General features: G+C 39.0%; 24 protein-coding genes. 14 read left to right on the plus strand and 10 right to left on the minus strand.

Annotated features, from left to right (window positions below):
- Positions 1-8 precede the first annotated feature (8 nt).
- From murA to C3V44_RS00560, 3 genes are read right to left on the minus strand one after another with little or no spacing between them, the layout of a single operon-like run.
- Positions 9-1,319, minus strand: a complete 1,311-nt coding sequence (gene murA / locus C3V44_RS00550) for a UDP-N-acetylglucosamine 1-carboxyvinyltransferase (protein ID WP_106095173.1) — start codon at positions 1,317-1,319, stop codon at positions 9-11.
- Positions 1,306-1,968 carry a DUF4290 domain-containing protein gene (locus C3V44_RS00555; RefSeq protein WP_002672843.1) on the minus strand — a complete coding sequence of 221 codons (663 nt, stop codon included), beginning with the start codon at positions 1,966-1,968 and terminating at the stop codon, positions 1,306-1,308. Before C3V44_RS00555 ends, murA begins: the two co-directional genes overlap by 14 nt.
- Positions 1,965-2,255 (minus strand): DUF493 family protein, encoded by a 291-nt coding sequence (locus tag C3V44_RS00560; protein WP_106095174.1) that lies wholly within the window; start codon positions 2,253-2,255, stop codon positions 1,965-1,967. The genes C3V44_RS00555 and C3V44_RS00560 overlap by 4 nt, the downstream gene beginning before the upstream one ends.
- A gap of 881 nt (positions 2,256-3,136) precedes the next feature.
- Here C3V44_RS00560 and pepE point away from each other — a divergent pair.
- The 4 genes from pepE to hemW all read left to right on the plus strand — a co-directional run bounded on the left by pepE (position 3,137) and on the right by hemW (position 6,255).
- A complete protein-coding gene (gene pepE, locus C3V44_RS00570; RefSeq protein ID WP_009410746.1) occupies positions 3,137-3,829 on the plus strand; it encodes a dipeptidase PepE in 693 nt (230 codons plus the stop codon).
- Between the two features lie 168 nt (positions 3,830-3,997).
- Positions 3,998-4,531, plus strand: coding sequence for a hypothetical protein (locus tag C3V44_RS00575; protein WP_009410747.1), 534 nt, complete (start codon positions 3,998-4,000; stop codon positions 4,529-4,531).
- 13 nt (positions 4,532-4,544) lie between these two features.
- Positions 4,545-5,090: a crossover junction endodeoxyribonuclease RuvC gene (gene ruvC / locus C3V44_RS00580; protein ID WP_002672831.1), complete on the plus strand. Its 546-nt coding sequence runs from the start codon at positions 4,545-4,547 to the stop codon at positions 5,088-5,090.
- 13 nt (positions 5,091-5,103) lie between these two features.
- Complete coding sequence (hemW, locus tag C3V44_RS00585) at positions 5,104-6,255, plus strand: radical SAM family heme chaperone HemW (RefSeq protein WP_106095175.1); 1,152 nt, start codon at positions 5,104-5,106, stop codon at positions 6,253-6,255.
- Here hemW and C3V44_RS00590 read toward each other — a convergent pair.
- The 5 genes from C3V44_RS00590 to C3V44_RS00610 form a co-directional block, all read right to left on the minus strand.
- On the minus strand, positions 6,229-6,702 hold the full coding sequence (locus C3V44_RS00590; RefSeq protein WP_106095176.1) for a hypothetical protein: 474 nt from the start codon (positions 6,700-6,702) through the stop codon (positions 6,229-6,231). The two genes, hemW and C3V44_RS00590, sit on opposite strands and share 27 nt — an antisense overlap.
- Positions 6,695-8,023 (minus strand): exonuclease domain-containing protein, encoded by a 1,329-nt coding sequence (locus C3V44_RS00595; protein ID WP_106095177.1) that lies wholly within the window; start codon positions 8,021-8,023, stop codon positions 6,695-6,697. Before C3V44_RS00595 ends, C3V44_RS00590 begins: the two co-directional genes overlap by 8 nt.
- Positions 8,024-8,119: 96 nt before the next feature.
- Positions 8,120-8,467 (minus strand): 50S ribosomal protein L19, encoded by a 348-nt coding sequence (gene rplS / locus C3V44_RS00600; RefSeq protein ID WP_002672812.1) that lies wholly within the window; start codon positions 8,465-8,467, stop codon positions 8,120-8,122.
- A gap of 156 nt (positions 8,468-8,623) precedes the next feature.
- Complete coding sequence (locus tag C3V44_RS00605; protein ID WP_106095178.1) at positions 8,624-9,316, minus strand: LrgB family protein; 693 nt, start codon at positions 9,314-9,316, stop codon at positions 8,624-8,626.
- Positions 9,316-9,660, minus strand: a complete 345-nt coding sequence (locus C3V44_RS00610) for a CidA/LrgA family protein (RefSeq protein ID WP_106095179.1) — start codon at positions 9,658-9,660, stop codon at positions 9,316-9,318. Before C3V44_RS00610 ends, C3V44_RS00605 begins: the two co-directional genes overlap by 1 nt.
- Positions 9,661-9,787: 127 nt before the next feature.
- Here C3V44_RS00610 and C3V44_RS00615 point away from each other — a divergent pair, with 127 nt between their 5' ends.
- A complete protein-coding gene (locus C3V44_RS00615; protein ID WP_002672807.1) occupies positions 9,788-10,753 on the plus strand; it encodes a hypothetical protein in 966 nt (321 codons plus the stop codon).
- 131 nt (positions 10,754-10,884) lie between these two features.
- Positions 10,885-13,305, plus strand: a complete 2,421-nt coding sequence (locus C3V44_RS00620) for a glycoside hydrolase N-terminal domain-containing protein (RefSeq protein WP_371411826.1) — start codon at positions 10,885-10,887, stop codon at positions 13,303-13,305.
- A gap of 268 nt (positions 13,306-13,573) precedes the next feature.
- Here C3V44_RS00620 and C3V44_RS00630 read toward each other — a convergent pair whose 3' ends face one another.
- Complete coding sequence (locus tag C3V44_RS00630; RefSeq protein WP_106096601.1) at positions 13,574-14,833, minus strand: M64 family metallopeptidase; 1,260 nt, start codon at positions 14,831-14,833, stop codon at positions 13,574-13,576.
- A gap of 310 nt (positions 14,834-15,143) precedes the next feature.
- On the opposite strand from C3V44_RS00630, the gene C3V44_RS00635 reads away from it, so the two are divergent.
- From C3V44_RS00635 to C3V44_RS00660, 6 genes are read left to right on the plus strand one after another with little or no spacing between them, the layout of a single operon-like run.
- Positions 15,144-16,181, plus strand: coding sequence for a glycosyltransferase family 9 protein (locus C3V44_RS00635; RefSeq protein WP_106095180.1), 1,038 nt, complete (start codon positions 15,144-15,146; stop codon positions 16,179-16,181).
- A gap of 9 nt (positions 16,182-16,190) precedes the next feature.
- Positions 16,191-16,910: a head GIN domain-containing protein gene (locus tag C3V44_RS00640; protein WP_106095181.1), complete on the plus strand. Its 720-nt coding sequence runs from the start codon at positions 16,191-16,193 to the stop codon at positions 16,908-16,910.
- A gap of 7 nt (positions 16,911-16,917) precedes the next feature.
- Entirely contained in the window at positions 16,918-17,337 is a 420-nt protein-coding gene (gene aroQ / locus C3V44_RS00645) for a type II 3-dehydroquinate dehydratase (RefSeq protein WP_002672802.1), read from the plus strand.
- Positions 17,338-17,361: 24 nt separating this feature from the next.
- The gene (locus C3V44_RS00650) at positions 17,362-20,157 is read left to right on the plus strand and encodes an AsmA family protein (protein WP_106095182.1); all 2,796 of its coding nucleotides are present in this window, start codon (positions 17,362-17,364) and stop codon (positions 20,155-20,157) included.
- The gene (locus C3V44_RS00655; RefSeq protein WP_009420974.1) at positions 20,114-20,638 is read left to right on the plus strand and encodes a methylated-DNA--[protein]-cysteine S-methyltransferase; all 525 of its coding nucleotides are present in this window, start codon (positions 20,114-20,116) and stop codon (positions 20,636-20,638) included. Before C3V44_RS00650 ends, C3V44_RS00655 begins: the two co-directional genes overlap by 44 nt.
- Positions 20,639-20,651: 13 nt before the next feature.
- On the plus strand, positions 20,652-21,596 hold the full coding sequence (locus C3V44_RS00660; protein ID WP_106095183.1) for a GSCFA domain-containing protein: 945 nt from the start codon (positions 20,652-20,654) through the stop codon (positions 21,594-21,596).
- A 57-nt stretch (positions 21,597-21,653) separates the two neighbouring features.
- Here the strand turns inward: C3V44_RS00660 and C3V44_RS00665 are convergent, their stop codons facing one another.
- The gene (locus C3V44_RS00665; RefSeq protein ID WP_106095184.1) at positions 21,654-23,993 is read right to left on the minus strand and encodes a beta-N-acetylhexosaminidase; all 2,340 of its coding nucleotides are present in this window, start codon (positions 23,991-23,993) and stop codon (positions 21,654-21,656) included.
- Between the two features lie 261 nt (positions 23,994-24,254).
- Here C3V44_RS00665 and C3V44_RS11985 point away from each other — a divergent pair, with 261 nt between their 5' ends.
- The gene (locus tag C3V44_RS11985) at positions 24,255-24,398 is read left to right on the plus strand and encodes a hypothetical protein (RefSeq protein ID WP_164996592.1); all 144 of its coding nucleotides are present in this window, start codon (positions 24,255-24,257) and stop codon (positions 24,396-24,398) included.
- Positions 24,399-24,504: 106 nt separating this feature from the next.
- Entirely contained in the window at positions 24,505-25,503 is a 999-nt protein-coding gene (gene pdhA / locus C3V44_RS00675; RefSeq protein WP_002672792.1) for a pyruvate dehydrogenase (acetyl-transferring) E1 component subunit alpha, read from the plus strand.
- Positions 25,504-25,512 lie beyond the last annotated feature (9 nt).

Here is a 25,512-nt window from a genome sequence, read left to right on the forward strand (position 1 = left end):
GATATCTATTAGGAAACTCTTACTATTTGGGCACCGAGAGCTTTGAGGCGTCCGTCGATGTTTTCGTAACCACGGTCTATTTGTTCTATATTGTAAATGGTAGAGGTGCCTTTGGCTGAAAGAGCTGCAATAAGCAAGGCTATACCGGCACGAATATCAGGCGAGGTCATTAGGGTTGCGCGCAAAGGTGAACGGAAATCATTACCGATAACGGTAGCACGGTGAGGGTCGCATAGTATAATTTTAGCGCCCATATCTATGAGTTTATCGATAAAGAATAGCCTACTTTCAAACATCTTTTGGTGAATAAGCACTTCCCCACGTGCTTGAGTAGCGACTACCAGCACGATACTGAGTAGGTCGGGGGTAAAACCAGGCCAAGGGGCATCGGCTACGGTTAGGATAGAGCCATCGATATAATTTTGGATTTCATAGCCGTTAGTATGAGCGGGGATATGAATATCGTCGTTTTTCTTTTCGAAGGTAATACCTAATTTCTGGAAGATAGTAGGCATAATACCCAAATGCTCCCAGCCTACATTCTTAATGGTAATTTCACTGCGGGTCATAGCAGCTAAACCTATCCAACTACCTATTTCAATCATATCGGGGAGGATAGTGTGTGTACAACCCTCTAAGCGTTCTACCCCATTGATAGTAACGAGGTTGGAACCGATACCTTGTATATCGGCTCCCATAGCGTTGAGCATATGGCAGAGTTGTTGTACATAGGGCTCGCAAGCTGCGTTATAAATAGTTGTAGTGCCTTCGGCTAATACGGAAGCCATAATAATATTGGCAGTACCTGTAATAGAGGCTTCTTCTAAAAGCATATAGCTTCCTTTTAGTTTCTTGGCTACTACGCTATAAGTAAAATTATTCTCATCATACTCGAAGTGGGCACCTAATTTGATAAACCCATCGAAGTGGGTGTCGAGGCGACGGCGACCTATTTTATCACCTCCCGGTTTAGGAATATAGCCTACTCCAAAACGCGTGAGCAGAGGACCTACTATCATAATAGAACCTCGCAGGGCTTGCCCTTCGGTATGAAAAGACTCAGACTTTAAATAGTCTATATTGATATCGTCGGCTTGAAAGCTATAAGTACCTTTCCCGAGCTTTTGGATTTTGACTCCTAAATTCTCGAGCAAAGAAATCAGTTTATTCACATCTTGAATATCGGGAATGTTGTGAATGGTAACTTTTTGGTCGGTGAGTAAAACTGCACAAAGCACTTGTAGTGCTTCGTTTTTAGCTCCTTGTGGTGTGATACTTCCTTTGAGGGTATGTCCACCTTCTATTTTAAAAACGCCCATTGTTATTTTTTTTATTTGTTGAGAATATTCTTTTAGCTTGCTGAGGTTGCGGTTGAGGAGTGCGTTTAGTTAGATTTTGCTTCGTGCGGATAAGGTCACGACTATTAGTAAGGTCTTCGTTAGCCTTTCTCAAATCAATTTGCCCGTTACTCAGTTCGTATAGATGTTCAAAAACCACGCTATCGTCTACGCTTTCCTTATTCCAAGTGAGGAAGCATTTCTTCATATGGTTAGCGATAGAATACTCTAAAGCTTCACGTAGGTCGCCTTTTTCCCAATTTACGCAAGTGTTTATCATACGAATAATTACGTTGCCGTAGAAGCGGTAGCGGGGATGTGCTTGAGGGTATCTAAGTCTTTCGGGATGTTTATGAAGTGTGGAAGGCGTGGGTTTTTCATAAGGAGAATCGACGTCTAACTGAAAATCGGACATTATAAAGAGCTGGTCCCAAAGTTTATGTTGAAAATCAGGGACGTCGCGCAAGTGAGGGAATAAGTTTCCCATTACGGCGACGATACTTCGAGCCGTTTTATTACGTGTATCGCGGTCTTTAAGGAGTACCGCTTTTTCTATCATTTTTTGAATGTGTCGCCCGTATTCAGGGATGATTAAGTGAGGGCGTTCGGTGTTATATTCTAAGGTCGTCATAATGATAATATTCCTTTTACTTTACCTGCTTCTTTGTAATAGGCAATTACCTCATCGGGGTTTTTAACGGTAAGGCTTACCGAAACACCTGTGTACTTATCGTTAGACGATGGGCGTGTGGTGATTTCGGCATTGGTATTTTTAAATACCTCTTTGAGCTGATTGAGTTTGGCTTCATCAGTAGGTATTACGAATTTATAGAGATAACGAGTGGGGAAGAGCGAAGTCTCGATGAGTTCATTCTTTAAGCGCTCGTAAAATTCGGTTAATTCTTGTTCTGTTTTCATTGAGTTTCTTTACTTTGACTATATAGTTTAGAGAACAGTTTTCAGATTGAGTGCAAAGGTACGAAAAAAGTTGGAAAGAAAAAAGGAAAAGGTAAAAAAGTGTATTTAATGCCAATAATACTAAAAATGCCAGAAATACCGATAATTAACTTTGCCAGTGGAAATTAGAAAATGAGGGAATTAGGAAATGAGGGAATTAGGAAATGAGGGAATTAGGAAATGAGGGAATTAGGAAATGAGGGAATTAGGAAATGAGGGAATTAGGAAATGAGGGAATTAGGAAATGAGGGAATTAGGAAATGAGAAAATATTATCAGTTTATTCAACTTTGCCAAAGGTGCGAGCCGCACAGGCAAAAACTTTGGCAAAGTGTGTACCCCTAAAAGTGATACAGCTGAGCTTTCGGAAGATATCGGAGGAGTTCGGAAGAGGAAAGAGAGAGTTTTTGATGAAAAAAGGGTGTAAGGAGGGTGGTGTTAGCTTATAGAGAGCTTATAGGAAGCTTATACGAATCTTGGACGATTGGTATAGAAAGGGTATATAAATAATTGATTAATAGTGTAATACAATAAGGCTAAAAATGTTAAAAACGGGGTTTCGAGGCGAAAGAAAAGAGAAGAGGCACTAGGCCTTAGGCCATAGGCACTAGGAGATAACATCCCCCTAACCCCCTTCAAAGGGGAAGTGTGGTGACGCAAAAGTGGAAGAAAACTCCCCCTTCTCACATACTCCACTCTCGCGGTGCACATACCCAGCTATTGCTGGCTACCTCAGAGAGGGGGAATGTGGCGAGGGAAAAGTAAAGGTAGAATAAAAGAGGAAGGGATACAAGCTATTTGATTTTTTATTATCTTTGCGTGTTATAACTAAATAAAACAGTGATGAAAAGAATATTATTAGCGAGTACTTCTACTGTATATGGGGGTACTTATCTTTCTTATTTACAAGATGAATTGATTGATTTCTTTACAGGAATTGACGAAATATTGTTTGTGCCTTATGCACGCCCCAGTGGTATTACGCACGATGAATATACTCAGATTGCGCAACAGTTTTTCAATAGGGTAGGGAAGAGGATAGTGGGCTTACACACATTCGCTGACCCTAAAAAGGCTATTAGGCAGGCAAAAGCGATTTTTACAGGCGGAGGTAATACCTTCGTGCTGGTGAATCAGTTGTACGGATTGGAAGTGATGGACGTATTGCGTGAAGCAGTAGAAAATGGGACGCTTTATATGGGAACAAGCGCAGGGAGTAATATCGCTGGACAGACAATGCAGACTACTAATGATATGCCTATTGTTTACCCGCCTTCGTTTAAAACCTTAGGGCTTGTTCCTTTTAATATCAACCCTCATTACCTTGACCCAGACCCCCAAAGTAAACACAAGGGAGAAACTCGCGAAACGCGAATTAAGGAATTCCACGTTTTTAACGATACTCCTGTGATAGGTTTGCGCGAAGGTAGTTGGCTACGTGTGGAAGATGAGAAGGTTAGCCTTAAAGGCGATTTGACGGCTAGAATCTTCCTAAAAGGGCAAGAACCTTACGAAAGTACGGAAATTTTGTTGTAGGCAAAGGAAGGAATGTATTACGCTTATAATCAGATTGTTATATAAGAGGTTTAACAAAAAAGAAGATTAGAAGGGAATATTTTTACGAAGAAAAAGTGTTATTTATTTTTGTAAATCAATTTTTTGTAATACTTTTGAGCCGTAAAAACACTTATTAAACATTTAATTATGAAATTTTACTTTTGTTTTTTAGCCTTATCATTGGCACTTGTAGCGTGTAACGACAATGGTAACCAACTCACTCCTGAGCAGAAAGAAGCAAAATTGCAACATAAGTTGGACTCGATAGCTGAAATAAAATTCTCGGAAATAGTGAAGGAAGACGTAGACTCTTATCCTATTTTTAGAGGGGTATGTGATACAGCAACGACGAAGATAGGACAGAAAGAATGTTTTGAGAGGACTTTTACAACCCTTTTTCAAGAGCGTTTGAAAAAAGCCCCTTATGAAGTAACAGAGCCTGTTACCGACCGTGTATTACTGAATATAAAAGTGGATAATACAGGTAAAATAGTGCTTATAGGTATAGAAGCCAATGATAAGACAAAAGAATTACTAAGTACTGATAGTGAAACCTTTGAAGACTCATTACGCGCTAATTTATCGGCGCTCTCAGAGCAAGATGCTATCGTACCAGCTACCAAGAACGGACTGAACGTGAGTACGCAATTTAATTTGCCTATTGAAATTAACGTTAAATAATTAGTCGTAGCTTTTGGAACGCATTATTTTAGGTATCGACCCAGGCACTACTATTATGGGGTTTGGGCTTATTCAGGTGGAAAGAGATACTATGAAGCTCTTACAGCTGAATGAGCTTCAACTTAGTAAATACAGCAATCACTACTTAAAACTAAGTGTGATTTTTAATCGCACTTTGGAGCTGATAGATACCTATAAGCCTGATGAATTGGCTATTGAGGCGCCTTTCTTTGGCAAGAATGTACAATCGATGTTGAAACTCGGAAGAGCGCAGGGAGTGGCGATGGCAGCGGGGCTATCGCGTGAAATTCCTATTACTGAATACGAACCTAAAAAGGTGAAAATGGCTATTACGGGTAATGGTAGTGCCTCCAAGGAACAAGTAGCCAAAATGCTTCAACAACTTCTGAATATAAAAGAACTCCCCAAACACTTTGACGCAACCGACGGTCTGGCGGTGGCTGTTTGTCACTTTTTTAACGGTGGCAAGTCGCAAAAACAACAAAGTTATAGTGGTTGGGACGCTTTTGTAAAACAAAATCAAGACCGTATAGGTTAAAAAATACTTCATTTTGTATAGCTTATACATTCATATTCCCTTTTGTAGGCGTGCTTGTTATTATTGTGATTTCCATTTTTCGACTACTCTGAAAAGAAAAGGAGAAATGGTAAATGCCCTTTGTGAGGAACTCATTTTGCGCAAAGGGGAAGCCGTAGGTAGTGAGTTACAGACTATCTACTTAGGAGGAGGGACGCCCAGTATCCTTTCGTATGACGAATTACAACAACTTTTTCGCACTATCTTCACACATTACAAGGTAAATACCACAGCTGAAATTACCTTAGAAGCTAATCCTGATGACTTTTTTAGAGCTACTTCTCCCGAGCAATTTTTGGAACAATTATGCTCTTTGGGTATCAATAGGCTCAGTTTAGGAGTGCAGTCGTTTTTTGAAGAGGACTTGCGATTGATGAACAGAGTGCATACGGTAAGCCAAGTAGAGACTTTATTACAGATAGCTCCACAGTATTTTAATAATATCACGATTGATTTGATTTACGGCATTCCCCAAATGAGTGAGGAACGCTGGCAGGAGAATATTGATAAGGCACTGTCTTTCGATATTCCGCATATCTCAGCCTATGCGCTTACGGTAGAAGAAAAAACAGCTTTGCACAAGTTTATTGCTACGGGTAAAATAGCGCCAATAAGCGATGAGCAGGCTTACACTCACTTTCAAATGTTGATAGATACTCTGGAAGCAGAGGGTTTTATACAATACGAGTTTTCAAACTTTGGCAAAGAAGGGTATTTTAGCAGAAATAACACTGCTTATTGGTTTGGCAAGCCCTATATGGGAATAGGTCCTTCAGCCCACAGTTTTAACGGGAAGGAGCGTAGTTGGAATATCGCTCATAACATTAAGTATATACAACAAATACAGCAGGGGATTTTGCCACAGGAAAAAGAAGAACTTACCCTTAATAACCGATATAACGAACTCATCATCACGCGTATACGCACGATGGTAGGGATTGATTTGGAAGAAGTGAGAACAGTATTTGGGGAAGGTTACCGCCAATATTTGTTACAACAAGCACAGAAGTACCTTGCCGATGAGCTTTTAGTTATAGAAGAAAACCATCTGAAAGTAACGCGCAAAGGCAGATTCCTCTCAGATGGTATAGCTTCGGATTTATTTAGGGTGGATGACCTCACCTAGTGGTTTGAAGGTGGGGTTTAGATTCCCGTCGATATGGTATTCCAAAAGTAGGTCACCCCACAATTCACCATCAGTAAATTCACAAATCACCCATTTTTCATTCAGTATTCGTATTTTATTAAACAAGAACTTCCCATTGCTTTTAGATTTGATGTAAGGGTTTTTAGTATCCTTTACGTTCATCTCCATTAAAGCATTGACAACAATTTGTGAAGGATTGTCAATTTTCAAATCTTCGAAATACTGTTGTGCTAATTCGTTTGTTTCGAGACTGAAGTTAAGTGCTTCGACGCGTTGTTCATCGAGTTTCTTGATAGAATCGGTGAGTTTTGAAATCTTCTCAGCTTCTTCTTTCATCGCTGTAACATTTGCATTGCTATCTGTTTGGTTGCAACCAGCTAAAAGGGCAAAGGCTCCTAAAAGCGTAATAAAAATTCGTTTATTCATTATGATAAGGTTTTTGTTCGCTTAGATTTAGCACTTTTACTTTTGGTTTTCGTCGCAAGTAAGCGTGCAAAAGGTGACGGTTTGTTAATGAATTGGGTAAAGGAGTGATGAGGTTTTGTAACATCTCTAATTGAGTAAGCTGGAAATTCAGATTAAAGAAGGCATAGCCTTGAATATTGCCATCGACTACTAAAATAATGCTTTTCTCGCCTATTACTCTACCTTTATCTACAATAGCTACGTTTCGGTGCACAAGTCCATATTTTGAAAGCACCTCAGAGGCGCGCGAGTTATACTCCTCAACGGTTTCGTTATTGAAATCTACTTCGTTTAAATGGTACTCTTCAGTGATTTGATTTAAAAAGTGCTGGGCTTGTTCTTTGGTTTCAAAAGTAGTGATAATTTCGTTTTGAGTGGATAATAATTCTATTGAAAAACAAAGATATCCCTTAGTATTAAAGTGAGAAGTGAGTGCATAAGTGATATTTATTTCTTTTTCAGGATTTCGCCTATTACATTTTGGGAGGTTGAGGTGTATTTCTTCTAACCTTTTTAAAGCAGCAATGAGTTCATTGCCTGTTTCTTGATAAGTAACTCGATAAGTATGACGTTGCAAGTATCTATCGCGTTTGGACGGAGAAGTGAAGAGCCTGTTTACTTGTTGTTTGATATTTTTGTGTTTCCCGATGTAAATGACCTTACCTTCTTCGTTATGCATATAAAAAATCCCTAATGTTTCAGGGAGAGTGTCGAGTATTTTCAGATGACGAGAAGCCATTTCTAAACGAATATCTTGCTTGACAGAGGTAGTAATGATATCCTTTTTGGTGTCCTTTTCGAGTAGGTATTTAAAGAGTTTTAGGGTAGCCAAGGCATCACCAGAGGCGCGATGCCGGTCGCTTACAGGAATACCTAAGGAGCGCACTAACTTACCTAAACTATATGATTCTTTATTGGGAATGAGTTGCTCGGAGAGTTCTACGGTGCAGAGCGTTGTACGGACAAAGTCGTATCCTAAGCGGCGAAATTCAGTTTGCAAGATGCGATAATCGAAGGCGGCATTATGACCTACGATAATGCAATCGGTGGTAATTTCGACAATGCGTTTGGCAACCTCATAGAATTTAGGAGCATTGCGCAACATTTTGTTGTTGATGCCTGTAAGTTTCGTAACGAACTCTTGAATGGGGCGTTCGGGGTTTATCAATGATATGAACTGGTCGGTTATTTCGTGCCCGTTGAACTGATAGATGGCGATATCGGTAATGCCCTCTTCGTTGTATTTACCTCCTGTGGTTTCTATGTCGAGTATTGCGTACAAATGTTTAGGTGTTAGTTATGGATTAGGTATTAGAAAAGAAAAAAGCAAAGAGGAAGGAAGGTCTTACTCTTTGCTTTTATAAGTTTGTTTAACTGATTAGCGAACTTCTTTAATACGGGCTTTTTTACCAGTAAGTCCTCTAAAATAGTAAATGCGAGCACGTCTTACTTTACCTTTTTTGTTTACTTCAATTTTTTGAAGGGCAGGCATATTGATAGGGAAGATACGTTCTACACCTACGGTTCCTGACATTTTACGAATAGTAAAAGTAGCGGTTACGCCGTGACCTTTGCGTTGAATAACAACGCCTTTAAAAAACTGAGTACGTTTTTTATCACCCTCTTTAATCTCGTAATACACAGTGATAGTATCACCAGCAGAGAAATCGGGGAAGTCTTTTTTTTCGATAAAGTTGTCTTGTACGTACTTTAATAATGGTTCCATAAAAAATATAAATAATTATGTTATCAATGGGCAACATTCACGACTCTCGCCAGAGGTTACTCCAAATCGGGGGCAAAGGTAGTACTTTTTTTTGAATTAGCAAGATACCTGTAAAAGAAAAATTTTGTAATATGCTAATGAGATGTGATAAGTTACTTAAAAAAGCAAATGTACTACTGGGGGTGCTAATACAGCGGTAAAGATGCCGTTAAAAATCATTCCTAAACTAGCATATACCGCATATTTTTCACTTAGGTTGAACGCCGCCATAATACCCAAAGCGTGAGAAGCAGTACCTAATGAAATACCTTTAGCCATAGGGCTTTTGATGCGAAACCAATTCAGGAAGGTAATACCAAAAAGATTCCCTAAGAAACCAGTGGTCATTACCGCCATTACTGTAATAGGTTCAATGCCATTGAGCATACGCGATACTTCCAACGCAATGGGGGTAGTAACCGATTTAGGGGCTAATGAAATGGCGATATCGTCTTCGAGCCCTAACCATTTGGCTACCAAACAAACTGTAAGTACCCCTACTAAACTACCTACAAACTGAGAGAGCACTAAGGGTATCAGCTGTTTTCTTATCTTAGAGAGCTGTAAATAGAGAGGTACCCCCAAGGCTACAATAGAGGGTTTGAGCCAAAAATCGATATACTTACCGGCTTCTTCATATTTTTGAGGAGAAATACCAAAGATTATTAGATAAGAAATAAGCACTAAAACAGTGATTAATACGGGATTTAAAAAAACCGAATTATATTTGCGTTGAAAAAGTAACACCCCGTAATAGAGGATAAAAGTAATAGCCAAAAGGAAGGCTTCGTTTTCTACAAAAGGTTTCATTATTTTAAATTTTTACGGAAGAATTGATATACGTGACCAGTTATAACAATCACTACTACGGTACTGATGATAATAGAAAGGAAGATAGCTAAGAAGTTTTCACCTATCTGTTTAAAGTATGCCATAATGCCAATACTTGGGGGTACGAAAAACAATCCTAAATTAGAAATTAATAAATCTGAAAGAGCTTTTATAGACTGTAATTTCACCCAACCAAGCTCTAAAAATAGGGTGAGAAAGAGCATTCCTATGATACTTGAAGGAAAAGGAATGTGTGTGAGAGCAACGATGAGTTCTCCTAAGCCTAAACAGCCGAAAACGATTGCAAAATAACGTATTAACATAATAATTTTGTACTTAAAAAACGGTTGCAAAAGTACTATTTCTTTTTTTAATAGTGTTAAAAAAAATATAAAAATTTGCTTGTTATATATTTTTTTACCTACATTTGCGGAGTAAAAATCATAAGTTATGAGTAATAATTACGACAAACCTATTTTTATGGACTCAGCGTCCAATGGAACAGATGGAGGGCAATCGTATCCTTCATACCCCAATGATGATGACAGACCGAGAGGTGGTGTTTTATCGAAAATTTTAATTGCTATTTTGGCTTTGGTAGCAGGAGGTTTAGGTTATTATACCTATTCTCTTAACAAAAACAAAGAGGCAACGGAAGCAGATCTTAACTCTCAGAAAGAGCAAGTGCTTAAAGATTTGAACGCTTTGAAAGGAAGCTACGACAAAGTAGTGGACGATAACAAAAACGTGAATCAGGATTTGCTTGATGCGCGTGACAAGATTGGCAAGTACATCGACTCATTGCAGAATATGAAACTTAATGTTTCGGCATTGGCTCGTTTTAAAAACCAAGCGTTTGCTCTTGCCAAAGAGCGCGATTTCTTAATCAGAAAGAACGACTCATTGGCACGTGCCAACACTGCTATCAGAAAGGATTTAGACAGTGTGTCAGTAAAATTAGACGACACAAGTGCTAAAGCCGATTCACTTGCTCGCCAAGCCAATAGCTTAAAGAAAGTGGTAGAAGCCGGTTCTGCACTTCAAATTAGCAAACTTACAATAGAAGCTGTAAAAGGCACTAAGAACAAAATTACCGAAAGAGGTCGTGCAGCTGAGAAATTAAGAGTTTGCTTTACTGTAGGAGCTAACAGAATAGCAAAATCAGGCTCAAGATACTTCTATGTGAAAGTAGTTTCACCATCGGGAGTTACCTTAGGAGCTAACGACTCTACCTCAGAAGGAGAAAACACAGTGAATTATAGTACAGCTACTCACTTCATCTACGACAATAAGAATGTGGATGTGTGTGATTTTATCAGCAGAACAGGAAAAGAGTTTGATAAAGGCACTTATAAAGTAACTGTTTATGATGACCGCCTCAACGAAGTAGGTTCAGCAAATTTATTATTGAAATAGCAGTTTCTTAATATAAAAAATAAAAACAGTTCCATAAATAGTATGGAGCTGTTTTTTTTTTGAATAATATTTGGAAGTACACTACTTGTTTTGTACTTTTGCGACATCTTAATAAAAAATATACCAATCTTATGAGAACCAACTTATTAATTATGTTATTATTTTTAGGAACGCTACTCAAAGCACAACCTCAAGATGTATCAGTAGTGTTTCACAAACCAGCAAATCATTTTACTGAAAGTATCCCTATTGGAAATGGGCGTTTAGGAGCAATGCTCTTTGGAAAGACTGATGTAGATAGAATTGTACTCAATGAAATCTCGTTGTGGTCAGGAGGGACACAAGAAGCTGATGACACTAATGCACACAACTATCTGAAAGAAATTCAGAAATTACTTTTACAAGGGAAAAACTTAGAAGCACAAGCACTCTTACAACAGCATTTTGTAGCCAAAGGGAAAGGCTCTTGTTTGGGACAAGGTGCTAACTGTAGCTATGGTTGTTATCAAGTATTGGCAGAACTGCTTTTAGATTGGAAAACCACGTCACCGATTCAAGATTACAAGCGAGTATTACGCCTTGATGAAGCTACAGCTGTTACTTCGTTTAAACGAGATAATAACTCAATAGAACAAACAGCTTTTGCTGATTTTAAAAACGATGTGATATGGGTGAAAATAAAAGCTACCTCACCGCTTAATTTAGATATTTCACTCTTCCGCAAAGAGAATGCTACGATTACCTATCAGAATAATAAAATCAGTCTTAATGGTGTGTTACCCAACGGTGGTAAAGAAGGAATGCGCTTTGCATCGGTAGTTGATGTACAAACTGATGGAAAGATAGAGAGTACTCATAAAGCTATAGCTATACGGTCGGCAAAAGAAATTACTTTGAGGATAAGTGCTGTAACTAATTATAACTTTAATAAGGGAGGGCTTTTGGATATTTCAGTAACTAAAAAAGCTAATGAGTACTTGCAAAAAGCCCCTATGAGTTTTGATAAAGCGAAAGCTGAGAGTAGTATTGTTTTTCAGGGATTGTTTAACCGCAATCGCTGGTATGGAAAAGCGAATGCCAATACGGAAGGTCTTACTACTTTTGAGCGATTGGAACGCTTTTATAAAGGTGAGCAAGATGCTTTATTACCTATTTTGTATTATAACTTTGGACGCTATTTGCTTATTTCCTCTTCACGTGAAGGGCTTTTGCCTGCCAATTTGCAAGGTTTATGGGCTGAAGAGTATCAAACACCTTGGAATGGCGATTACCATTTAAACATCAATATACAGATGAATTATTGGCTTGCTGAGCCTACCAATTTGTCGCAGCTTACCGAACCTTTACAAAGGTTTACTAAAAACTTAGTACCCAATGGAAGCAAAACAGCGAAAGCCTATTACAATGCTAATGGATGGGTGGCTCACGTTATTAGCAATCCTTGGTTTTATACTTCGCCAGGTGAATCGGCGACGTGGGGTTCTACTCTTACGGGAGGCGCTTGGTTATGCGAACATATTTGGCAACATTATCTCTTCACTAAAGATATTAACTTCCTAAGAGAATATTACCCTGTGCTTAAAGAAGCTACAACCTTCTTTGAGAGTCTGCTTATTAAAGACCCCAAAACGGGTTATTGGGTAACAGCCCCTTCAAACTCTCCTGAAAATGCTTATGTATTACCAGAACTGAAAGACGGTAAAAAACAAATAGGAACTACTTGTGTGGCTCCTACTATGGATATGCAAATAGTGCGAGAACTATTTACTAATACAAGTGATGCTGCTAAGATATTAGGTTTAGACAGTAAGAAACGCACAGAGTGGGAACGTATCAGCAGAAATACAGTTCCTAATCGCATAGGTAAAAAAGGAGACCTTAACGAATGGCTTGACGATTGGGAAGATGCTGAACCACAACATAGGCACGTTTCTCATCTTTACGGCTTATACCCATATGATGAGATTACTCCTTGGGATACACCAGATTTAGCCAAAGCCGCTAAAAAGACATTAGAAATACGCGGTGATGCAGGCACGGGGTGGTCACGTGCGTGGAAGATAAACTTTTGGGCACGACTACAAGACGGCAATCACGCATTACTTTTGTTGCGCCAATTATTACACCCTGTAAACCCTAATATAACTGACGGACAAGGAGGAGGCACTTATCCTAATTTGTTTTGTGCACACCCTCCGTTTCAAATAGATGGGAACTTTGGAGGTACAGCGGGCATAGCTGAAATGCTCTTACAGAGTCACGGGAAGGGTAATGTTATTCGCTTTTTACCTGCTCTTCCTTCTCACCCCGATTGGGAAAACGGCGTTATGAAAGGTATGAGAGCTCGCAATGGTTTTGAAGTAAATTTTGAATGGCAACAATTCAAATTGGAGAAAGCTGAAATTACTTCATTAAATGGAGGAGAATGCAGTGTGTTATTACCTGCCAATAAGAATGTTTATAGTAAAGGAAAGGTGATTGTAAAAGGAAGTAATAAAGATAAAGTGATAACGTTCAGAACAGAGAAGAACAAAACATATAATATTTATTAAAAGAGCTCAATAAAAGGAAAAGAAGCCTGTACAAAAAGTTTTGTTTTGTGAGGACGATTTGCCAATCGCCCCTACAATATAACTAAAAGAAATTGATTATTGAGGTAATCAACTTTGCCAAAGGTGCGAGCCACACAGGCAAAAACTTTGGCAAAGTGTAGCGACGCATAAAAGAAAAATACGCACTAAGATTTTCTTAGTGCGTATTTTTTATTTGTATATCTATATCACGAGGTGAGCGTTGAGAGGGTGTTTTATGGCTTCCTCTTTATTTTGTGTAAAAGTCTACTATTTTGCGAATAGCACGTTCACACACGGGGCAGAAGCCTTTTGGTTCGTTAGATTTCATACGGCAGTCTTGTGCAGGACTGTAAATGCCTTTACTGGTGTAACCTCCTCCTTCGAAAGCACCTACAACATCTTTATATTTAGGAGTGCGAGGAGTAGGGATAGGAGTCTTCTTTTTTACCATATCCTTCCATTTGCTCTCAAAATTCACCAATGAGGTAATGTTTTCTTCCCAAGGTTCAATTTTAGTATTGTACATCTCTTGAAAAGTGGGATCCCAATCGTAGTAATATTCATCGGCGAGACCTACAAAACCGTGTCCGAACTCGTGTATGTATACCTTTTCAGAAAGGTTGTTATCAGCAGTGCCTAAATTTAGGTGATTGTAGAAACCACCGCCACCATAAGTTTCAGTATTTACTAAGATATAGAGTTGGTCGTAAGGGACTACTGAGGCAGCATCGGCTATTTCACAAATACTGTTGGTGGTGAGGTAGCGTTCTTGATTGAAAGTGTAGAAGGAAGAGTTAAATGCAGTGTTTTTAAAAATGTTCTTTCCAGGTACATCGGTGCCACTTTCTTGAGAAGGTACGGCTATGGCATATACATTGAAATTGTTTTTGAGCTTATCGAAAGGGGAAATGGTGAACATATAATCGGTCATACGTTGCGCATCGGCATAGAATTTCTCGGTTTCGGCTTGGGTGTATCCTTCTGCTAAGATGGCTATATCTACTTTTTTGAAAGCCTCACCATTATACAGTATTTTCTTCACAGGGAAGGCAACGTTTTTTTCTTCTTTTATAAAATAGTCGTTAGGGTCAATCTCACGAGAAGCAATCGTTTCGAAAACACCTTCACGGTTTCGTTTATCGATGTGCAGAGACAGTTTCTTTTTAGGAAAAGGAATTTGCATAGCGTGATAAAAGAGTCGTTTTTCAGTCTTGGCTTCTTCGATTTCCATCCACTCATCGGCGAGTGAGTTGAAGCCTTTTGAGAAGACAAGAGTTTCGCCGTCGAACAGTTGAAGGCGCAGGTTTCCTAAGTTCGGAAAAACAAGGTGAGTGTGCGAGCCTCCCCAATGAGGTTCACTTTTGAGCTGTTGAAAAATTACCTCTATACGCTGGGCATTGGCTAATAGATTAAAGTCGATTCTAAGGCTTCTGGAGCAATCGAAAGCGGTATTATTTTGAGCGAAAGCGGACTGTACAATAAAAAAAACTAAAAATAAGTGTCTCATATTATAAATTTTTACTACATTTGCATATCCATTAACAATTTTCAATCTCAATTATAAGGCAAGAGTGAAGGGGAATACTATACAGAAAAATATACTATCTTATAGGTACCTTATACAAACCTTATACGAACCTTGGAAGATAGACGAAGGCATAATGAACCAATTTCGAACCTTACCTATCTATAAATCGAAGATAAGATAGAATAATATTCTGTTTTCACTAAATGAATTAGCAAAAACAACTTTATCAAAGGTATCCTTTCTATTGAGAAGCCAAAGGTACTAATAAAACTTTAAATACCAAAACAAAATGGAACATTTAGCTATTTTTAGAATGTCGGCGATGGGAGATGTAGCCATCAGTGTGCCGGTTGTAACAGCTTTTTCGGAGCAATATCCCGATGTAAAAATCACTTATCTCACGCGACCGTTATTTGCACCGATGTTTTCACATATTCCTAACTTGGAGGTATTCACTCCTGAAATTAATGGAAAACACAGTGGTTTATCGGGGCTGTACAAACTGTATAAGGAATTGATGGCGAAGGGAATTGACGGTGTGGCAGACATTCACAATGTGTTGCGCACTAATGTACTGAAATTCTATTTTAAGGGTAGCAAAATACCTTTCAAGCAAATAGACAAAGGGCGTAGAGAAAAGAGAGCACTTACCAGCTATAAGTGTAAAGTTTTTGAGCCTTTAAAGCCTTCGTATGAGCGGTATGCTGATGTGTTTGCTTCTTTGGGTTTCCCGATTGACCTAAGTGAACCATATATTTTACCGCCAGAAGAACCGAGTGAAACGGTACAGAAATTGCTGTGTGAAGGAGTGCGTATAGGGGTTGCTCCGTTTGCGTCGTACATAGGTAAACAGTATCCATTTGAAAAGATGTGCGAGGTGATAACGGCACTTTCTCAACGGTATGACAGTGGCAAGATTTACATCTTTGGAGGAGGAAAAGAAGAGGAAGAGCAGGTGAGCAAAATAAACTTACCTAATGCTGAAAATATGGTAGGGAAGCTCTCGTTTAAACAAGAGTTGGAGCTCATTTCGCACTTAGATATAATGATAGCAATGGACAGTGGGAATGCGCACCTATCGGCGATGTATGGAGTTCCGACGCTTACTTTATGGGGAGTGACGCACCCTTATGCGGGGTTTTATCCTTATTTACAGCCTAAGGAGAATGCTCTTTTGGCAGATAGAGAGCGGTATCCACTCATTCCTACTTCGGTATATGGGAAGAAATACCCAAAAGGTTATGAGAAAGCCATAGAGACTATTACGATTGAAGAGATTATAGCGAAAACAGAAGCTATACTAAGTGACTTAACAGAAGAGAAATAATTAAAACAGATGAAATATATGAAAAGATTTATTACATTTATCCTTGTAACATTAGTTGTAGGCATAGGATACAGCCAAAAGAAGACAGAAAAAGACAAAGAAGTTATCACCGAAAACAGAAAAGTAGCGAATTATGACGCTATAGAAGTTTCGGGAGCTTATAACCTTGTGCTTACAGAAGGAGAGGTAGGCAAAATAAAAGTGAAAGGACAGAAAGAGGTACTTTCGTATTTAGAGACCAAAGTCTCCAACAATGTGCTTTATATAAGCATTGATAGGAAATACTCACTCAAAACCTCTATTACTGTGTACGTACCTATCGACACACGTTTAAAGAGAGTAGTAGGGAAAGGAGCTGTGGATATATCTACAGAAAAGAAGTTGCAAGTGGGTTCTTTGTTAGTAAAATTAGAGGGTAGTGGAGACCTTGAAGCATCGGTAACGGCTACTTCACTTGATTTACAAGTGGCTGGAGCAGGAGGTATAGACATTGCAGGAGAAACCAAAACCCTAAGTATATACGTGAAAGGAGCTGGCGATGTAGATGCTGATGAGCTTAAAGCTGAAAAAGCTACTTTGCGCATAGCGGGAGCAGGAGGTATATCGGCTTATGTAACACAAGAGGTAGATGCTTCTATCGCAGGAGCAGGAGGCATTACTGTGAAAGGAAATCCGCCTGTATTTAAGAAAAGTGTGAAAGGGATAGGGCGTATTAAAATAGAAGAATAACGTAGATATGAAGAAAATCATCATTATCAATGGACCGAACTTGAACCTGTTGGGCATTCGAGAGCCTTCGGTTTATGGCAATCAGACCTTTGAGGATTACCTGAAAGAACTGCATAGGAAATATACAGATATTGAATTGTATTATTTCCAGAGTAATTACGAGGGAGCACTGATCGACAAGTTACATCATATAGGTTTTGAGTATGATGGCATTATACTGAATGCAGGAGCCTATACACATACTTCCATAGCCCTTGCCGATGCGGTGGCAGCCATTACAACGCCCGTAGTAGAAGTGCACATTTCTAATACTTTTACGCGTGAAACGTTTAGGCATCAGTCGTTTTTATCGCCGGTGGTGAAGGGTGTAATAGGAGGTTTTGGCTTGAAGAGCTATGAATTGGCACTACAGAGTTTTATAGATTAAACGGATTAGGCTTTTATTGTTTTGATGAAGAAGTATATCCTCAAAAGCTTAAAGATATTGGGAGTGCTGATAGCATTGCTATTGGCATTCATTATCATTTTTCCAATGGTGTACCCTGAGTACGTAACTGAGAAAGTTAAGAAGCTTGCTAATGATAATCTGAACGGAGAAATCAACTTTTCTAAAGCTAAGTTATCTTTCTTTACCCATTTCCCATCGCTTACGCTTAACCTTGATAACTTCTTGATGAAGGGCTCTAAACCCTATGAGAATGATACGCTTGTGGCAGTAAAGCAAATTTCTTTGGGGATAGATGTAAAGGATTTGTTGTTCTCTAAGAAGATAGACATAGAGGAGATATACCTTAAAAATGCTTTTGTGCATATAAAAGTAAACAAACAAGGCGAGGCTAATTACAACGTTTACAAATCATCGGGAGAAGAAAGCACCTCGGAGAGTGATGATACACGGGTGAATTTACAGCGTATTGAGCTGAGAAATACCCGACTGATATACGATGATAAATCGACAGAGATTTACCTTCAAGCCAATGGTTTTAATTACTTAGGAAAAGGAGGCTTAGAGGCTTCTATCTTCGATTTGCGTACCAAAGCAGAAATACAATCATTGGATTTTCTTTTTGCAGGGGAAACCTACTTTAAGAACAAACACGTAAACGCAGAGCTAATTACCCAGATTAATACTAATTCACTAGCTTTTATCTTTCAGCAAAACAACTTAAAGATAAACCGATTGCCTGTGGATTTTAAAGGGAAGTTGGATTTTTTGAGCAATGGATATGACATTGACTTGGAAATAGAATCTAAGGATAGCAATCTTGACGACTTCTTTACTGCCTTGCCTCCCCAATTTACACAATGGCATAAGAAAGCCACTCTTAAAGGAAAGACCGATGTGTTCTTTTCGATGAAAGGGCAATATATAGCCTCACAGAATTTAAGTCCCGATATTTATTTAAAAATGAAGGTAAGAGATGGTTATGTAGGCTATAAGGGAGTACCAGCTCCGGCTGAGAATGTGTACTTGAACATAGAAACGAGATTGCCTTCGCTGAACGTAGATAAAGTGGCAGTAAAGCTCGATTCGGTTTACTTTGATATAGGTAAGGAGTACTTCTCGGGCATTGTAAGTCTTGATGGGATAAAGCCTCCTGTAATTGATGCTAAAGTGAGAGCAAACATCAATGTGGAGAATGTGATGCACTTGATGGATATGAAGGACTTCCAACTGAAAGGAATGCTCTTGGCAAACGTGAAGAGTAAGGGTACTTATGCTCCTGAACAACGATTGTTCCCTATCACGAAAGGGCTTTTGGAGTTCTCCGATGGTTATGTAAAGACGCCCTACTACCCCAATCCGGTTACTGATATTCACTTCAAAGGGAATATTGAGAACACTGATGGCTCGATGAAAACTTTGGCAGTAAATCTGTCTCCTGCGACGTTCTTGTTTGAAGGAAAGCCTTTTACGGTGAATTTATCGATGGAGAATTTCGACGATATCCGATATGATATACAAGCCAAAGGAGAGTTAGACATAGCTAAAATTTATAAAGTATTCTCACAAAAAGGCTTGGAATTAGAAGGTTATGCCAAAGCCGACCTTACCTTACAAGGCACTCAGAGCGATGCTACTAACGGGCGTTATCATCTTTTGCACAATAAGGGAGTGATAGAACTGCGTAATATCAAAACCACTACAGAATACTTACCTAAACCGTTTATCATTCAGCAAGGGGTCTTTCACTTCAATCAAGACAATATGCACTTTACCGACTTCCGTGCTACCTATGGGAAATCGGACTTTTTGATGAACGGACGGATGAGCAACGCTATTAACTTCTTCCTATCAAACAACCAAGTGCTGAAAGGAAACTTTACGGTAAGCTCTAATTATCTTGATGTAGATGAGTTTATGTATACTTTTGCCCCTGCTCAAGAAACAAAAGAAGCGAAGGAAGCAACGGTTACTAATGATACTCCAGCTGAAAAGGGGGTGGTGATTGTACCTAAACTCTTTAACTTTAATTTAAATGCCAATCTTAAAAATGTAGCTTTACAAGGGCTTACTATTCATAATTTGAGAGGTAATACTCAGCTTAATAGAGGAACCTTAGCTCTGCAAAACGTCAGTTTTAATATTATAGGAGTTTCTACACAAATAGATGCTAAATACGCAGATGAAACGCCTAAACGCGCTAATTTTAGTTTTAAGATTAAAGCTAAAGACTTTGACGTGCAAAGAGCCTACAAAGAAGTGAAGATGTTCAGAGAAATGGTGGCAATGGCAAAAGATGCCAAAGGTATTATTTCGTTGGATTACGCCGTAGAAGGGAAGCTAGATGATGAGATGTCACCTATTTATCCTTCAATAAAAGGAGGAGGAGTGCTATCGGTGAAGAACGTTCAACTAAAAGGGTTTAAGCTTTTTAATGTTATCAGTGATAGAACAGGTACAGACGGACTGAGAGATGCTAATCTTTCCACTATTGACATCAAGAGTAGTATAAAGAATAATCTTATCACGGTAGAGCGGTTTAAGTTTAAGGTTTCAGGCTTTAGACCACGTATAGAAGGGCAGAGTAGCTTTGATGGTAGATTGAACTTTAAGATGCGTTTGGGCTTGCCACCCTTGGGGATTATTGGAATTCCTATAAAAGTAACGGGAACACAAGAAAACCCTAAAATAGGTTTAGGCAAAAAGTCTAAAGATTTAGAAGAAACGGAATACGACCCTAATAACACAGAAGCTATCAATGAAGAAGAACAAAATGGTGAAACTATACAAAAAGAGAATTAACACCCCCATAGGTGAGATGCTTGCCATAGCTACTGATGAGGCAATTTGTATGCTTGACTTTGTTGATAGTAAAAACTGGCTTAAAGACCAAGAAATACTCGTAAAGCATTACGGGGCAACACAAGTAGCTGAGGATAGTTTGTTGTTATCGGAGTTGGAGAAACAATTGAGAGAGTACTTTGCCAAAGAGCGTAAAGAGTTTAGTCTGCCGCTGGCTTTGGTGGGGACTTCTTTTCAAGAGGAAGTATGGAAAGTGTTACAAACTATTCCGTATGGGGAAGTGCGATCGTATAAAGAACAGGCTACGGCTGTGGGGAATCCCAAAGGCGTGAGAGCTGTTGCTAATGCCAATGGGAAAAACCGTATTTCAATCGTTATTCCTTGTCATCGTGTTATAGGTTCAGACGGGACACTTACAGGCTATGCTAGTGGAATTGAGAGGAAGCAATTTCTGTTGGATTTAGAAAGGAGTAACGTTTAATTATTTTATCGTTATGGAATTTAGAACTATTGTACCTATACACGAGGCTACTAAAAGGATTACTTATCACTCGCAGATACTGAGTATAGGTTCTTGCTTTGCTGTGAATATGGCACAAAAGTTTAGTTATTATAAAATTCCTGTTACGGTAAACCCTTTTGGGATACTCTTTCACCCCTTAGCTATTGAAAATGTGCTTAACAGAGCAATAGAACACACTCCTTATGAGGCTGAAGATTTCTTTTTGCACAATGAACTTTGGCACAGTTTCGACTTTCATTCGGATATGAGCAAACCGAATTTAGAGGAAGCTGTTCATCTTGCCAATATACAACAAACAGCACTTTATAACACACTACAAAAAGCCGATTTCTGTTTTATCACTCTTGGTACAGCTTGGGTATACATCTATAACAGTACTGATAAGATAGTGGCAAATTGTCATAAAGTACCTCAACAACACTTCTCAAAACGACTATTATCAGTAGAAGAGATAGGGGAGAGCCTTACCCATATTATAGCACTGTTAAAGAAGGTGAATAAGGACTTGCAATGTGTTTTCACTATTTCGCCTGTACGACACTTGAAAGATGGTTTTTTAGAAAACCAAGTGAGCAAAGCACATTTGTTGGTAGCACTTTATTCGGTACTTTCATCGGGGGTGTGCACTTATTTTCCAGCCTATGAGTTGCTTTTAGATGAACTTCGCGATTACCGCTTTTATGCTAATGATATGGTACACCCATCGGAAATGGCTATAGACTATATTTGGGAACGCTTAGTAGAAACCTATATAGATAAGACTACTCAGGCAGATATGAAACAAGTAGATGCCATACAAAAAGGGTTGCAACATCGTCCGTTTAACCCTAAAACAGAGAGTTATCAGCAGTTTCAAATACAATTACGACAGAAAATAGAGGTTTTTAAGAAGAAATACCCGCATATTGAGATATAAAAAAGCTATCTAATAAGAACTATTAGATAGCTTTTTGTTTATTGTTATGTAAGCCTATTACAATACTTGAATTTCATCGATGAAGAGGAAGCCAGGTTTACCAGCTGCTCCTTGATGGAAAGAAGGAATTTTGTTTACTCCATTTATCTTCACTTTTAGATAGGTTACTTCTTTTTCAGGGAAAGAAAGAGAGTAAGTTTTTATTTCTTTGAGAGGTTCCTTAGGAAGCGCATAGTTTTCTTTAGCGAGTAAATCATAACTTTTACCGTCCTTAGACCCCGATACTTCAAAGCTGGTTGGAGGGTAAATCCAATCACCTGTTTCAATAAGAGCATTGAAGCGCACTTCTTTTACAGGAGTATTTTCTTTTAGGGTAATCACCACTTCACAAGGTGCTTCACTAAAACCTAACCATTCTCCAGAGCGTGAATTAGTACCCCCTTTTCTACCATCAACTAAGGTAATAGCGCCCCCAAAAGTATAGTTGTAACTAGGTTTACTGAGGAATTCAATAGGACGTACGGTTGCTTTGTTGAAAAGGAACTGTTGTTCGAAGCTACTTTCGGTTTCTTGACCGAATACTTTAGCTTTTAGATGGGTATCTTGGGTGAGCTTTAAAGGTTCTTTATACACGTTAGAACTTTTAGTAGGTTCACTCCCATCGGTAGTGTAATAGATAGGTGTATCTTGTAAACAAGAGAGTGTTACTTGTATATCACCTACCTCAGGTTTTACTTCGGCACGAAGGTCGAATATGTGTTTAGCATAGTTATAACCTTCTAACTGGTAGATAGGAAGTAAGCGCATTAAGCGTTGTAAAAACTGATTGTAGTCTTTAGGTTTTGCAGGGTCTTCCCATTGTACTTCGGCTAAGGCTGCAAAACGAGGCAATACCATATATTGTACGTGTTTGAAAGTCTTGATATACTCTGTCCAAACATTGGCTTGTACTCCTAAGATGTGTTTTTGTTGCTCTTTATTAAGTGCATCGGGGTAAGGATTGAAAGAGTAAACACGTTCTACCGGTACATAACCACCAATAGCAAGAGGTTCTTTATCGGTTTTATCTGTTTGATAATAATCGAAGTAGCAATAAGAAACAGGGGTCATAATAGCATCGTGGTTAGACTTGGCTGCTTCTATAGCGCCCCCGATACCTCTCCAAGACATTACAGTAGCATTAGGAGCTAAACCTCCTTCAAGGATTTCGTCCCAACCAATGATTTTGCGACCTTTTTTAGCTAATACATCTTCAGCGAATGTAATTATGTGACTTTGTAAGTATTCTTCGGCTGTGTGTTTAGCATCACCTTTAATACCTAACTCTTTTATCTTAGCTTGGCATTTAGGACATTTCTTCCAGCTATCTTTAGGACATTCGTCACCTCCTATATGGATATATTCTGAAGGGAATACTTCAGTTACTTCTTCTAATATATTTTTAATGAAATCATAAGTTTCGGGGTTGCCAGCACAAAGTACATCTTCGGCTACTCCCCAAGTTTCTCTTACTTTATAAGGGCCTCCTGTACAGCCTAATTGTGGATAAGTAGCCAAAGCAGCGACCATATGACCTGGGAGGTCTATCTCAGGAATAACGGTAATGTTGCGGTCGGCGGCATATTTTACAATGTCTTTCATTTCTTGCTGAGTATAGAAGCCTCCGTGAGGTTTACCATCGAAGGTGTCCCACTGTTTGTTTACCATAGTTTGGCTACGAGTGCTTCCTACCACAGTAAGTTCGGGGTATTTTTTAGATTCAAAACGCCAACCTTGATCATCGGTGAGATGCCAGTGGAATTTATTGATATTGTGGAGTGCTAACATATCGATATAAATGCGCACAGAGTCGGCAGTAAAAAAGTGACGGGCACTATCTAAATGTGCACCACGATATGCGAAATAGGGTTTATCGGTTATTTCTTTGGCAGGGAAGATGACTTTGCCTACTTTTTGTACCGGAATGGATTTTCTCAAGAGTTGTACTCCATAGAAAGTACCCGCTTTAGAAGCTCCATTTACAGTAATATTCTTTGCATTCACCACTACTTGGTAAGCCTCTTTGTTGTTGTTTTGGTAATTTTGCAACAAGGCAATAGTATTGGTCTCATTGTTTTGGTTAGGAGCAATATTCACTTCAATTCCTGCTTGTTTTTTGATATACTCTTGCAAGAATCCAGCGTACTGCTGTAAAGAAGCATCACCTTCTGGATAGGTGATTTTGGTATCAGCCGTAAGTACGAAAGGTTTATCGGCATCAGCTTGGGGAGTGGTAATCATTTCGGGTAGTGGAATTACCTCATAATTAGCAGTACTCTCTCCTTGATTGTTTGTAGTTGATTTGCACGAAATAATCGTTATCAATAACAAAAGTGCGGAAGTTAATTTTATCTTCATTACATTTAAAATTTGAATTAATGGGACAAAGGTATAAAATTTTTTTTGAATATTTTTTGGTTAGGTCATATTTTTTTTGCACCTTTGCAAATATTTTTAGAAAGTGATTTAAAACTGCTCAGAAAGCTAAGAGGTAAAAGCTGAAAAGTTAAATACCATAATGTCAAAAATGCCAATAATACCAAGTTAATAACGGTGCGAGCCACACGGGCAGATAGTGCGAGCCACACGGGCAGATAGTGCGAGCCGCACAGGCAGATAGTGCGAGCCGCACAAGCAGATAAAGGAAAGACGAACAAAAGACGAACAAAAGACGAACAAAAGACGAACAAAAGACGAACAAAAGACGAACAAAAGACGAACAAAAGACGAACAAAAGACGGTGCGAGCCGCACGGGCAGATAAAGGAAAGACGAAGGAAGAGTCAATTTAAGAGAGACTCATAGCGGAACATAATAGAAAATATACTATTGTAAGAATACTAATAGACTTTTATATACATCAAAAACCAATGAAAAAATTTGATAAAGAAGTGTACCTAAAATGGTACGAGGATATGCTTTTTTGGAGGAAATTTGAAGATAAACTCGCTGCAGTTTATATTCAACAAAAAGTAAGGGGGTTCTTGCACCTATACAACGGTCAAGAAGCGGTAGCTGCAGGTTGTTTGCACGCTATTGACCCTACCAAAGACAAAATGATTACTTCTTACCGTTGCCACGTACACCCTATAGGTTTGGGCGTAGACCCTAAACGTATTATGGCTGAATTGTACGGTAAAGGTACAGGTACTTCTCACGGTTTAGGAGGCTCTATGCACATCTTTTCGAAAGAACATCACTTCTATGGTGGTCACGGTATCGTAGGAGGACAGATTGCATTGGGTGCTGGTTTGGCTTTTGCCGATAAGTACTTCAATAGAGAGGCGGTTACACTTACCTTTATGGGTGATGGTGCGGTGCGCCAAGGAGCTTTTCACGAAACAATGAATATGGCTATGTTGTGGAAATTGCCAGTGGTTTTTATTGTAGAAAACAATCACTACGCAATGGGTACATCGGTGGAAAGAACTGCTAACCACGTGGATATTTGGAAACTCGGGTTGGGTTACCAAATGCCTTGCCAACCGGTAGATGGTATGCACCCTGAGACAGTAGCCGAAGCGGTGTATGAAGCAGTAGAACGCGCTCGCCGTGGAGAAGGACCCACTTTGCTTGACATTCGTACTTATCGTTATCGTGGACACTCAATGTCGGATGCGCAACATTACCGTACTAAAGAAGAGGTGGAAGAGTACAAAAAACAAGACCCAATCACCAATGTACTTGCGGTTATCAAAGAGAAGAAATATGCTACCGATGCTGAGTTAGAAGCTATCGACGAACGTGTGAAAGAACGTGTGGCTGAGTGTGAGAAATTTGCAGAAGAATCACCTTATCCAGAAACACATATTATGTATGATGTGGTTTACGACCAAGAAAATTACCCTTTCTTGCCCAGTAGATTATAATAAAAAAGG

The sequence above is a fragment of the Capnocytophaga sp. oral taxon 864 genome (genome assembly GCF_002998835.1).
Taxonomy (GTDB): Bacteria; Bacteroidota; Bacteroidia; order Flavobacteriales; family Flavobacteriaceae; genus Capnocytophaga; species Capnocytophaga ochracea.